We start from the raw sequence: 12003 nt of genomic DNA, 5'->3' as shown, positions 1-12003 counted from the left end.
GGGGACCGCGCGGCGCTTTCCTATGTGCTGGGGCGCGGGTGCATGATCCTCATCTGGTCCCAGGTGCGTTCCGACGCTGCGATGCTGCGGGTGGACCGTTCCTTGTCCAGCGAGGCGAGCTCAACAGCGATTGCCTGGACGGCAGCGACCGCACCCGTGAGGGAAGGGAAGAATCCGGCACTTTCCGCGGGCACAACTATCCGGTGCTGTGCGTGCTTGGCGACCGGGGAGCTGGCGGTGTCCGTGATCGTGGCGATCGGGGTGCCCAGATTGTGTGCAAAATCCACCGCCCGCACGGTGCTGTCGTAGACGCGCCAGAGGCTGATGGCAATGACCAGGTCGTCGGGCGTCAGCCGGGCAATGGCGTTGGTCAAGGCGGCGACGTCCGCGTCCAGGAGCCTGACGTCATAGCCGGCGATGATGGCATTGTGTTCCAGCGCCTTGCCGGGGATCGCGTAACTGCCCGCAGCAATGATCAGCGTCTGCCGTGCCGCCGCGATGGCCTGGGCCACGGCATGCAGTACGCCCGGATCCACGGTCCTCTCCAGGTGGACAAGGTTTGACCGGTCAGTGGTCAGGGAAGCCTGCGCCGGGCTGCTCACATGGCCGTTGTGTTCGGCTGCGATCTCCACGGCGCTCAACGACGCAAGGAACCGCGAACGAAGCTCGAACTGGAATTCCGCCCAACCCTTGAATCCGAGGGTCTGGGCGGTCCGGGTCACCGTGGAGGCGTTCGACGACGCCGCGGCAGCTATGTCGCTGACCGACCCGTAGGACGCCAGCCTGGGCTGGGACCGAAGGACGCCCAGGACCTGGAGTTGCCGGGCCGCGAGTTTGCGGCCCCGGGCCTGGCCATCGAGCCATTCGGTCAAGGTGGCGCCGTTAACTTCTTGTTTCACCTATTGACCTCCGCTGGTGATGCACGTAACTTCAATCTACATGCACGGATCTGTGCAAATTTTAAAAAATGTACAACTCGGCCCACTTCGGCAGGATCCCCAATGTCTCTAACAGCACGCTTGGACCGGCTCCCACTCAGTCGTCCACACTACAAGCTCCTCCTCATTGGAGGGCTCGGCTATTCCTTCGATGGCATGGACGGCGCGGTGGTTGCCTTCCTGCTGCCGCGCATCCAGGAACTTTGGGGCCTCAGCACTGCCAGCCTGGGCCTTGTCGGCTCCGCGGCACCGCTGGGCTTCTTCTTCGGTGCCATCCTCTCGGGATGGATGGGCGACCGGTTCGGGCGAAAAAAAGTCATGCTGTGGGCATTGGCCTTCTACTGCGCCATGTCTGTCGTGGCGGCCATGGCTCCGAACTTTGAGGTGTTCCTGGTTGCGCGGGTCCTTGCAGGCCTGGGTGCCGGGGCCGAGAGCGTCATCATTGCCCCCTTCCTGTCGGAATTCATCCCGCCGAAGAGGCGTGGCTGGTTCATCGGCACCCTGGCGGGTTTCTTCTCCTTTGGATTTGTCGGCGCCGCATTCATTGGCCGTTTCGTTGTTCCCATGGGTGAGGACGGCTGGCGGTGGGCCCAGGTCATCACCGCAATTCCCATCCTCCTGCTCCTCTGGTGGCGCCGCAGCCTTCCGGAATCGCCCCGCTACCTCATGAGCCAGGGAAGGCAGGCCGAGGCGGAACAGGTGGTGGAACGGTTTGAGCAAAGCGTTATCCGGGCAACCGGAAACAGCCTGCAGCCGGTGGAAACTGGCGCGGAGGACATCACCAAGCACGGACAGAAGATCAGCATCTGGAACGCCCTGAAAGTCATGTGGTCGCCGGTGCTGCGCCGAAGGACCGCCGTGATCTGGCTGATCTGGTTCGTGATCACCTTCTCGTACTACGGATTCTTCTCCTGGATCCCCACACTGCTGGTGGGCCGCGGCATCACGGTCACAAAGAGCTTTGAATACTCCATCATCATTTACCTCGCCCAAATTCCCGGCTACTTCTCGGCTGCATGGCTGTGCGACAGGATCGACCGCAAGAACACCATCGCCCTGTACCTGGCTGGATCCGCCCTGAGCGCCTTCTGGCTGAGCCAGTCGAATGATTCCGGCATGATCCTGGTTGCCGCTGCCACGCTTTCCTTCTTCCTCAACGGCACCTACGCGGGGGTTTATGCGTACACGCCGGAATTGTTCCCCACCTGGATGCGGGCCACCGGCGTCGGACTGGCAAGTGCCGTGGGGCGGGTGGGCAGCATCCTCGCCCCGTCCATCATCGGCATCTTCTCCGCAGCACTCGGGTTTGGCGGCGTCTTCACCATGACGACGGTCGTCCTCGCCGTCGGCGTCCTGGGCGTGGTCATCTTCGGCACGTCCACTGCGGGCAAATCGCTCGAAGACATCAATGCCCGGACCGAACCCGAGCAGCCGGCTGTTGCAGGAGGCCCCAAGTGATGGATCAGGAAACCAATAACGTCTTCCAGTCGCTCTTTGACAGGTTGCGCCACGAGCCGGGAGTCATCCTCTTCACGGCGCTCCGCTGGCTGCCCGGCACCTCGGTCCTGAGGCGGGTCTTTACCAGCCACCCGGTGGAGTATCCCACCGGCGCGGAAAAATCCGTGGAAATCTCCGCCGGATGGCTGGAAACCGTCATAGCCAGGCAGGAGCCGTTCCTGGCAGCCGATGCAACAGCGTTGCGTGACGTCTTCACCGACGTTGAACTCATCCAGTCCCTGGGGTGCGGGGCGGTGATCAACATCCCCGTGACATCCGGCGGCCAGGTTGTTGGCGTCCTTGCCCTGCTTGACGCCGAAGGGCGGTACGGCGCCGGCAGCCTCGAGGCCGCCGCCGCAACCGTCGCCACTGCCTCGGCACAGACCGCAGCGGCTTTCATCCAGTCCGACCAATCATTTACAACAGGAAAGGGCGCCGTCTGACGCATGACTGCCTCCACTCAACCCCTTGTTATCCGGAACGCGAACGTCCTGGATGTCCACGCGGGCACCTTCTCGCCGGCCGACGTCGTTACCGCAGACGGAAAAATCCGCACCATCGCACCGGGCGCGGAAGCTCCCGGCGATGCGCGGACCATCGACGCAAGCGGCAAGTACCTCATCCCTGGGCTCATCGACGCCCACGTCCACGTCGTCGCGTCCAGCGCCGACTTCCGATCCCTGACCTGGACGCCGCCCTCCTACGCCTACGCCCAGACGGCGCGGATCATGAAGGACATGCTGCGCCGGGGTTTCACCACCGTCCGGGACCTTTCGGGTGCCGACTTCGGCCTGGCCAAAGCGCAGGCCGAAGGGCTTCTCGACGGGCCCAAGCTGCACTTTTGCGGCCGTGCTCTGAGCCAAACCGGAGGCCACGGCGACATGCGCCTGCCTGGCGAGGACCATGATCCCAACGGGCGCGGATGCTGCGGCATTGGACGGGTCGCGGACGGGGTCGACGCCGTCCGGGCCGCGGCCCGGGACGAGCTCCGCAAGGGCGCGCACCACATCAAGATCATGGCATCGGGCGGCGTATCGTCACCCACCGACCGCATCGATTCAACCCAGTACTCGATGGAGGAAATGCGGGCGGCCGTGGAAGAGGCCGAGGCAGCCAACCGTTATGTTGCCGCGCATGCCTACACTGCCCGCGCCATCAACCGGGCCCTGGAAGCAGGAGTGCGGTCGATCGAACACGGCAACCTCCTGGATGATGAGAGCCTGAAGCTCTTCCTCGAAAAGGACGCCTTCCTCGTGCCGACCCTGGTCACGTACTGGGCTCTGAAGGAGGAAGGGCGGGAGTTCGGGTTGACCGACGAGATGTGGGCGAAGGTCGATTCCGTCCTGACGAGCGGACTCGAGGCCATTGCGCGGGCCCACGAGGCAGGCGTGAAGATGGTCTTCGGGTCCGACCTGCTTGGCGGAATGCACCGCCACCAGAACGAGCAGTTCCGGCTTCTCGGCAAGGTTCAGCCGGCCATCGACGCTATCCGCGCCGCAACCACCACCGCTGCCGAGCTGCTGGGGGGGGTCGGCGAGATCGGAGTTGTGGCCCCAGGTGCTGCCGCCGACATGCTCCTCCTCTCGGCAGACCCGGTGGAGGACATCGCCGTTCTCGCGGACATCGCCGACCATCTCCAACTGGTGATCCAGGACGGTGTGGTCGTCGGCGAATGACGCGCGAAAGCGCCGCCCGCCTCGGGGGAGAGGCGGGCGGTGCTTTGGCATCTGCCGGCTAGGCCGGCATCACACCGGCCGGACTCCGGCTGGCTCAGTGTCCGCCGAGGTTGCCCCCACCGGCGGCAGGCCGCCGTCGGGACGGCGGTCGTCCTCGCGCCGTTCGCCGGCGCTCAGGTTCTCGCCTTCCAGCGTCTCGTCGGACTCACCGGTGGCGTCCACCAGCCCGTTGGTCTGGTCGAACGGGTGGCCGATCCTGCCGTCGTCGAGGTCCCCGATGGAGCCTGACGAGCCGGCGGACGTCGCCGTTCCTGTCGCGGTGGTGCCCGTGTCGGCAACCGGGCCCGTGGTGGTGTCCGCGGTCAGCGGGGTGACGGTGGCCGGCTCCCCGGGGGCTGCCGGTGTAACGGTCTCGTCCGCGGCCGCAGTGTCCTTGTTGCCGCCGGCCGCCATCGCTGCCGCGGCACCTGCCGCCGCCGCCACGCCGAGCCCGGCCGCCACCTTGCCGGAGACGCCTGCCTTTCCGGAATCGCCCAGGGAGGCTCCCGCGTGCTCCACACCGGGTGTGCCAACCGTGGCGCCCGGGTTGACGGCCCCGCGCCATGCACCGCTGGCGTAGCCCTCGTCCTCGATGAACTCCTTGAACCGCTGCAGGTCGGCCTCGGCTTGCCTGTCCACGACGTTCAGCTTGTCGCCAACCTTCTCAATCAAACCTTCGGGCTCGTATTCGAGCGTCAGCTGCAGTGACGTCTGGCCGCCGCCAACGTCCTCGAATTCCACGGCGCCGGCATTCGTGGCGCCGTCCGTGGCAGCCCAGGCAACCTTGCGGTCCGGGACCTGCTCAAGGATCTTTGCTTCCCACTGCCGGCGGACGCCGCCGATCTCGGCCACCCACTCCAGCCGGTCGTCACTGAGCTGCGTCACGCTCTTCACGCCGCCCATGAAGTGCGGGAATTCCTCGAACTGGGTCCACTGGTTGTAGGCCGTGCTCACCGGAACGTTCACCAGAATGCGTTTTTCCACCTTCGTGCTCATAACGTCTCCTTCGCTGTGTTACCGGAAGCCAATGACCGAAAATCATCAGCATGCTTATTAAGTTACCTGCTGCCCGCAAACCTTGCTACCCCGGTCCCTTACCCAGTTGGGGGAGCGGGAGGAAACGGACGACGGCGGCACGCGGTCCTGCTGCGGAACAGGAGCCGGGTGCCGCCGTCGTAAGTGCGGGCAGCGTGGGTGCGTCAGCGCAGGTACTTGCCCACCAGGGCCAGGTTCTGGATGACTGCCAGCCCGAACTGGGCGGTGTCGTTCGTGGAGACGGTGGGCGCCTCGTCCACGGGCAGCAGCACGTGGGGCGGCTGGATTTTCCGGGGCGTGAAAGCCGAATCGTGGTTCAGGTGTTCGCCGCCCTCGGCGAAGCTTTCCCAGGCCCGGGCGGCCAGGTCCGGATCTCCCGTGCGGGCCGCGGCATAGGCCGTGAGCCGGCTGTGCGCCTGGGTGAGGTGGATGCCGGTCAGCGGCTCGCCCACCGCCTCCACCTGTTCCTCCGGGCTTGCCAGGAAGAGCCGGCAGTACTGCAGCCACGCCTGTTCGAAGTCCGGATCATCCACCAGGTCCACCAGTTCGCTGCAGATTTCCACCAGCCCGAACACGGCGCTGAGGTGTGAAACCTGGATCAGTTCGCGGCTGGTATCGAACCTGCCCTTGTCCAGGTCGTAGAGAGCCTCGCCGGTGAGGAAGCCGTACTTCAGCGCGCCGATGTCCGCCATGGTGCCCAGCAGCCTGTCCCGGGACCGGGGGTTGCCCGTGCGTTCCCAGTCCGTGAGCCAGGTGGCCGCCAGTGAACCCCAGTCGGTGCCCAGCCCCACGCCCAGGGCACCACGGTCCGGGCGGTAGGTTGCGGCGTCAGGGCGGACCTTTCGGACCGGGTCAAGACCCAGGAAGTTCTGGTCGCTGTCCACGAGTTCGGTGAGCAGGTCGCCGGTGCGCTCATCCGCCGTCAGGTAGTAGTAGAAGCGGCGGTAGGCGGGGGTGCTGATGCGCAGCTGCTTGGCGCTGCAGCCCCAGTGCTGGACGTTGTGCCGCGACCCCAGGCCTTTCCATGGCCCCAGGTGGTAGACGTCCACCTCGCCGGTGTGCCGGGTCATGGCCTCGGCGAACCGGAAGATGTCCGCGCGGCCGGAGCGCAGGTAGGAGTACCAGAGCCACAGGTCGGGGGACAGCTCGGAGTTGTCCCACGCGTAGCCGCCCACGTCGTAGCGCCACACGTGCCGGTCGGAATCGTAAGTGTGCATCACGTCGCCGTAGTTCCAGAACCCGTACCAGCGGCGCTGCTCCACCTGCCCGGCGTAGAAGTCGAACAGGAAATCCAGCCGGTCCTCCAGGCGGGCCCGCGCGGGGGTGCTGCGGTCCACCGGATCCCAGTCCCCGAACACGCCCGCCGAGTGCAGGTAGTCCGGCGGCGCCTGCAACAGGGCCGGGGCGGAAGCGGCTGCCGCATCTGCGGCGAGGCTTTCCGTGGGCGGCGTGCCGTCATAGGCGAAGAGAGTTAACTCATGTGTGCGGGCAATGCCGGTGGGGTCGCCGAAGCCCGGTTCGTAGTCCTCGTACGTGATTTCCAGGCCTTCGAGTTGCTCCCCGAAAGTGTCCTGGCCCAGGCCGTCGTGGTAGAAACGCAGGTCCATGGGCTGCGCTTCCGGTGAATAGAGCCAGGCGGTGAGGGTGGCTTCGCCGACGGCGGCGCCGCGGATGTCCAGCTGGCCGGGGTGCGACTGCCAGAAGTCCTTGACGCCCACGCCCAGGCCGCCGCGCGTATCGGTGAGGGAACAGAAACCGGCGGAGCGGGTGCCGCCCGAAATACCCACCCAACCGTGTCCTGGAGCCGTCCGTTTGCGCAGCTCGAAGCCGTCCGCGCTGAGCTGCGCCAGCGTGTAATCGCCCCAGGCCGGGATCAGGTGCAGGCGTTCGGACACCTCCGGGTTCCAAGTTTCCGGCGGGGGAGTGGGCCGGCCGGCGACCTGCGCTTCGCGGACGTCCGCGCCCGGATCGCGCCGCAGCCCGGTCAGGCCGCGGACCGCCTCGGTGAGGAAGCCGCCGTCGGCCCCTGCGATGCGGACGTGCCGGTTGTGCAGCTCAGCCTCAAGCGGGACAGTGAAGCGGACCCCCATGCCTGCCAGGAAGTCGCGGTCAGCGTCGCCGTCCCAGATGAAGGAGTGGACCATCCGCACGCTGCGGGCGTTCGCGTAGAAGTAGAAGCGCACCACGAACGGCAGCCACTCCCGGCCGGTCCCGGGGGCGTCCGGGCGGTGCCGGCCTTCCAGCCGCACCACGGCGCGGACGGGCCCGTCCTGTTCGAGTTCGACGGCGGTCACCTCGCCGGTGAACGCCTCCCGGCGCGCCGTCCCGGCGGCTTCGGGGATGCCGTCCTGCAGCAGGCTGACCAGCCGGGCGTCGCGGGCAACGGTGGCGCCGTCGCGGATGAGGCTGCTGAACAGGGTGCTGCCGCTGCCGTTGATCACCATCTGCAGCCTGCCGGTGTCCACTGTGAGGGCGCCGGCACCCGCGGTGACGGTGACTCGGGGGGCGGCCGACGGCGGCTGGCCGGCTCCGGAGGGCGACGCGCCGCCGTCGAGCGTCACATGGTAGCTGCCGGAGGGGGCGTCCGTGGCACCCAGCGCGAGGCCCGCCCACTTCAGGGACCCGTCCGGCCACGTGGCCAGCGGCCATGCCTGGCTGGCCACGGGATTGCCCGCGGCATCCTTGACCGCCAGGCTGCCCGGCCCGGTGGCTGTTCCGCGTGCGAACGGCATGCCCCACGTGGTTCCGCCGCTGATCTCTGCAGGTGCCTCGCCGTCGATCCACCTGATGAGAGTGTCTGCCATGTGCTCAAACTCCGTTGTCTCGCGTACCAATGATGTGAAAGCGCTTTCTGATACGTTTCAAAATAGTCCGCCACGCGAGGTGCCGCAAGGGTCGTCCAAGGACTGGTTGCCTGGCAAAGCTCAGGACCTAAGCCTCTGAAAGCGCCCGCCTGACGAGTCGAAGCTGGAACTGTACGAGGTGATGCGGCAGGAACGGGGCTGAATGCAGCGTCCCGAGTACGCATAATCAGCACCGCATCACATTGAGGGAGCAAATAATGTCTGCGTCATCAGCGCATCCAGGCGTTGGCGCGAGCCACCACCGTACTGCGATCGAACTCACTGCCCTGGTTTCCGGCGGGATCTTCGCCCTCGTGGGCATCCTGGGGTTCATTCCCGGCGTCACCACGAACTACTCGCAGATGGCCTTCGCCGGCCACGACTCCGGCGCCCTGCTGCTGGGCATTTTCCAGGTGTCCATCCTGCACAACATCGTCCACCTGCTCTTCGGTGCCGCGGGCCTGCTCATGGGCAGGACGGCAATGCAGTCGAGGTACTTCCTGCTCGGCGGCGGCGTCCTGTACCTGGTGATCTGGCTCTACGGACTGCTGATCGACCAGGGGTCCGGGGCCAATTTCATTCCGCTCAACACCGCGGACAACTGGCTGCACGCCGTACTGGGCGTGGCAATGATTGTCCTCGGCTTCGTGCTCGGCCGCGACATGACCGGAACGGAACGTAGGGGTTAGCTCTTCGGGGGTTGGCTCTTCGCCGCGGGCCCGTCGTCGTCCGGTCCTTCGGCGGGGTCCTGGCTGTGCACCCGGATGTCGGCCGGGTCCGCGTCCGGATCGCCTTCGGCAGGTGATTCGGCATGGACCCGGTCGTCGTCGTCCCGTGAGTGGTCTGCGGTCATGGCTGCTCCTTGAAGCTGGAGGTACGGCGAAGCTGGAAATACTGCGGAAGCCGGAGGGTTGCATTACCCATCATTCAGCCCCCCGGCTTCCTGCGTGTCAAGGAGTTCCTGCTCTGGCCGGGGACGGCCAACCGTGCTGGACTGGACGGGCAGTGGGCGCCAGCCTCCGTCCGGGGCGGGTGCCGTTTCCAGTCACCGAAATTAGCAGCCACCGCTTGTCCAGCCGCCGCGCAGGCGGCCGGCACGGTCCGGCTGTTGGAAGGAACGCACGCATGGCAACGTACAAGATCGGATACTTCGTGGGGAGCCTGGCGAAGGGCTCCATCAACCGGGTCCTGGCCAACGCCCTGATCAAACTCGCACCCGAGGAGCTGGAGTTCACGGAGATCCCCATCAGGGACCTTCCGCTGTACAGCTACGACTACGACGCCGACTTCCCTCCGGCCGGCCGGGCGCTGAAGGAGGCCATCGAGGCGGCGGACGGCATTCTGTTCGTTTCCCCCGAATACAACCGCTCCATCCCCGGCGCCCTGAAGAATGCCATTGACTGGGGTTCCCGGCCGTGGGGAACCAACTCGTTCGCGCGCAAGCCCACCGGCATCATCGGGGCCTCACCGGGCAGCATCGGCACCGCCGTCATGCAGTCCTCCATGCGCGCCGTGCTGAGCTTCCTGGACGCGCCGCAACTGAACGCCCCGGAGGCTTACGTGAAGTTCGATCCCGCGGCCTTTGGCGACGACGGCGGGGTCAAGGATGAGTCCACCGCCAAGTTCCTGGGCCATTTCATGGAGGAATATGCGGCCTTCGTGGCGCGGGTCCTCGCCGCGAACGCGCCCGGACACATCGGCGACCTGCAGCCGGACGAGGCCAAGCTGTCCCGCTAAGAACAGGCTGTCCCGCCAAGGCGTACGGATGCCCGCCGTCCCAGCAACGGCGGGCATCCGAGTATGTGGGCCCTGAGGGCCTGTGTCAGTCGAGCGGCAGCGTCACCGTGACGGTGGTGCCGTTGCCCGGAGCGGAGCTGATGTCCACGGACCCTCCGGCTTCCTGGACGGCGACGGACATCAGGCGCAGCCCGTAGCCGTGGTGCCGCCCGCAGGTGGCGCGCTGGCTGTTGAAGCCCGTGCCGTCGTCGGACACCACCAGGCGGATGCCGTGGTCCACGGCGGCCAGCTGGACGGTGAGCGAGGAAGCGGCGGAGTATTTGTAGGCGTTGCTCAGGGCCTCGCGGGCAGACTGGTAGAGGAGGGACGCGCAGTCCGCCGGAATCTCGATGCCCCAATGCGGAGTATCCCAGTGGACCGACATCCCCCGGTGGCGCAGGGGCCCGGTGAGCCGGTCGATGCAGCCGGCCAGCCCCAACGTGTGGAAATCCAGCGGCTGACGGTCCGTCAGCACGCCGCCGATGGTTGTGACTTCACTGTCCAACGCTGTCTGGTGTCCCATGACTTCCTGCTCCCCAAGCTGGTTTGTCCTTTGGCAACAGCCTGCGCCTGCAAGTTCTAGGTGCCGCAAGGTTTGCCGCAAGATCCCATCAATTCTGCTGGCGGGACGTGACTGGAATAGTCTGGCGTCCTGAGGGGCCCGGCAAGCTGTGTGCCGCCGGCCGTTGTTTTATACCTGCGGAGCTGGGGACGGAAGACCTATGCCTACTTGGTTAATGTCACTCGTGTGGGGCACCGGCGCCGGTGCGGCCCTGGTCCTCGGATCAGCCGTGTCCTGGCGGTGGACCATACCGTCCAAAGTCGTGTCCACCATCATGGCGTTCGGGGCGGGGGTGCTGATCTCGGCCCTTGCGTTCGAGCTCGTGGACGAGGCCGTCAAGGGCGGCGGCCTGTGGCCTACTGTGGCCGGATTCCTGGCCGGGGCAGTGGTGTACGTGGGAGCGAACATGATGCTGTCCCGGGCCGGGGCCAAGCACCGCAAACGGTCAGGGGACCAGCAGCCCAGCGAACAGGACAACCCGGGCAGCGGCACGGCCATAGCCGTCGGCGCGCTGCTGGACGGGGTCCCGGAATCCGTGGTCCTTGGCGTCGGGCTGCTGGCCGGGGGAGCGGTAAGCCCCGCCATGCTGGCCGCCGTCTTCATCTCGAATGTGCCGGAGGGGCTTTCCGGGACGGCGGGCATGAAGAAGGCCGGCCGCAGTGCCAGGTACGTGTTCGGCCTGTGGGGCGGTATTGCGCTGCTCAGCGGCTTGGCTGCGCTGCTGGGCTATGTGGCCCTGGAGGATGCGCCCGACGAACTGGTGGCGTTCATTACCTCGGTGGCCGCCGGCGGTATCCTGGCCATGCTTGCGGACACCATGATTCCGGAGGCCTTCGAGGAGCACCACAACCTCACCGGCCTGACGGCCGCCGTGGGGTTCCTGACGGCGTTCACGGTGCACCACCTGGGGTGACTATGCGCCGGCAATGACCGGCTCCGTGAGCCTGCCGTCCCGCATGGTGGCCACCGCATCAGTGAGCGGTAGGAACTCGGTGTCGTGGGTGACCATGACGGTTGCCACTGAAAATTCGCCGGTCACCTGCCGGAGCAGCCTGACCACTGCTTCGCTCCGCTCGTGGTCCAGCGCTGCCGTCGGCTCGTCCACCAGCAGAACCTTGGGGCTGCCCATGAGCGCCCGGGCGATGTTAATGCGCTGGCGTTGGCCGCCGGAGAGCTGGTGCGGCAGTTTGCGTGCACTCGCCGAGAGGCCGACAACGTCCAGCAGTTCGGCGGCCTTCACCCGGGCAGCCTTGGCGGGCTTCCCGCGCAGGTGGTCGCTGATGATGAGTTGCTCGACGGCGGTAAGCGACGGGAGCAGGTTGGGCTGCTGGAAGATGATGCCCACCTTTTCGCGCCGCAGGGCCGTGAGTTCGTTGTCCTTGAGCCCCGTGGTGTCGGTGCCGTCGATGGTGACCTGGCCGCTGGAGGGGCGGACCAGCGTGGCGGCAACGGCCAGCAGGCTCGATTTGCCGGAGCCGGAAGGCCCCACGAGGGAGACGACCTTGCCTGCATGGGCCGTGAGGTCGATCCGGTCCAGGGCAGTGGTGGTCCCGCCGCCGTCCGGATATTCGAGGGTGACGTTGACCAGTGACAAGGGAGCGGGGCTGGACATCGGGAAGTTTCCTTTCAATGGGGTG

The 12003-nt window shown here is 66.5% G+C and carries 12 protein-coding genes; 6 read left to right on the top strand and 6 right to left on the bottom strand.

Features of this window, described 5'->3' with window-relative positions:
- Positions 1 to 20 precede the first annotated feature (20 nt).
- Positions 21 to 899, bottom strand: a complete 879-nt coding sequence (locus ACYSM9_RS12180; RefSeq protein ID WP_461857222.1) for a MurR/RpiR family transcriptional regulator — start codon at positions 897 to 899, stop codon at positions 21 to 23.
- A 102-nt stretch (positions 900 to 1001) separates the two neighbouring features.
- On the opposite strand from ACYSM9_RS12180, the gene ACYSM9_RS12175 reads away from it, so the two are divergent.
- Genes ACYSM9_RS12175 through ACYSM9_RS12165 form a run of 3 tightly spaced genes read left to right on the top strand, consistent with a single transcriptional unit; the run spans position 1002 to position 4111 of the window.
- Positions 1002 to 2396 (top strand): MFS transporter, encoded by a 1395-nt coding sequence (locus ACYSM9_RS12175; RefSeq protein ID WP_461857221.1) that lies wholly within the window; start codon positions 1002 to 1004, stop codon positions 2394 to 2396.
- Positions 2396 to 2878, top strand: a complete 483-nt coding sequence (locus ACYSM9_RS12170; RefSeq protein ID WP_461857273.1) for a GAF domain-containing protein — start codon at positions 2396 to 2398, stop codon at positions 2876 to 2878. The genes ACYSM9_RS12175 and ACYSM9_RS12170 overlap by 1 nt, the downstream gene beginning before the upstream one ends.
- 3 nt (positions 2879 to 2881) lie before the next feature.
- Positions 2882 to 4111 (top strand): metal-dependent hydrolase family protein, encoded by a 1230-nt coding sequence (locus ACYSM9_RS12165; protein ID WP_461857220.1) that lies wholly within the window; start codon positions 2882 to 2884, stop codon positions 4109 to 4111.
- A 69-nt stretch (positions 4112 to 4180) separates the two neighbouring features.
- Here the strand turns inward: ACYSM9_RS12165 and ACYSM9_RS12160 are convergent, their stop codons facing one another.
- Both ACYSM9_RS12160 and ACYSM9_RS12155 read right to left on the bottom strand, forming a co-directional pair.
- A complete protein-coding gene (locus ACYSM9_RS12160; protein ID WP_461857219.1) occupies positions 4181 to 5146 on the bottom strand; it encodes an SRPBCC family protein in 966 nt (321 codons plus the stop codon).
- A 203-nt stretch (positions 5147 to 5349) separates the two neighbouring features.
- Positions 5350 to 7989 (bottom strand): exo-rhamnogalacturonan lyase family protein, encoded by a 2640-nt coding sequence (locus tag ACYSM9_RS12155; protein ID WP_461857218.1) that lies wholly within the window; start codon positions 7987 to 7989, stop codon positions 5350 to 5352.
- 257 nt (positions 7990 to 8246) lie between these two features.
- Here ACYSM9_RS12155 and ACYSM9_RS12150 point away from each other — a divergent pair, with 257 nt between their 5' ends.
- Complete coding sequence (locus tag ACYSM9_RS12150) at positions 8247 to 8717, top strand: DUF4383 domain-containing protein (protein WP_461857217.1); 471 nt, start codon at positions 8247 to 8249, stop codon at positions 8715 to 8717.
- Here the strand turns inward: ACYSM9_RS12150 and ACYSM9_RS12145 are convergent.
- Complete coding sequence (locus tag ACYSM9_RS12145; protein ID WP_461857216.1) at positions 8714 to 8881, bottom strand: hypothetical protein; 168 nt, start codon at positions 8879 to 8881, stop codon at positions 8714 to 8716. The two genes, ACYSM9_RS12150 and ACYSM9_RS12145, sit on opposite strands and share 4 nt — an antisense overlap.
- A gap of 272 nt (positions 8882 to 9153) precedes the next feature.
- On the opposite strand from ACYSM9_RS12145, the gene ACYSM9_RS12140 reads away from it, so the two are divergent.
- Positions 9154 to 9765 (top strand): NADPH-dependent FMN reductase, encoded by a 612-nt coding sequence (locus ACYSM9_RS12140; RefSeq protein ID WP_461857215.1) that lies wholly within the window; start codon positions 9154 to 9156, stop codon positions 9763 to 9765.
- A gap of 85 nt (positions 9766 to 9850) precedes the next feature.
- Here ACYSM9_RS12140 and ACYSM9_RS12135 read toward each other — a convergent pair whose 3' ends face one another.
- The gene (locus tag ACYSM9_RS12135; RefSeq protein WP_461857214.1) at positions 9851 to 10327 is read right to left on the bottom strand and encodes a sensor histidine kinase; all 477 of its coding nucleotides are present in this window, start codon (positions 10325 to 10327) and stop codon (positions 9851 to 9853) included.
- 199 nt (positions 10328 to 10526) lie between these two features.
- Between ACYSM9_RS12135 and ACYSM9_RS12130 the strand changes: the two genes are divergently transcribed.
- A complete protein-coding gene (locus ACYSM9_RS12130; RefSeq protein ID WP_461857213.1) occupies positions 10527 to 11279 on the top strand; it encodes a ZIP family metal transporter in 753 nt (250 codons plus the stop codon).
- On the opposite strand, the gene ACYSM9_RS12125 is transcribed toward ACYSM9_RS12130, so the two are convergent.
- Entirely contained in the window at positions 11280 to 11978 is a 699-nt protein-coding gene (locus ACYSM9_RS12125) for an ABC transporter ATP-binding protein (protein WP_461857212.1), read from the bottom strand.
- Between the last annotated feature and the right edge of the window lie 25 nt (positions 11979 to 12003).

This window comes from Arthrobacter sp. C152, assembly GCF_054890965.1.
This window is presented reverse-complemented; position numbering and strand designations above follow the sequence as displayed.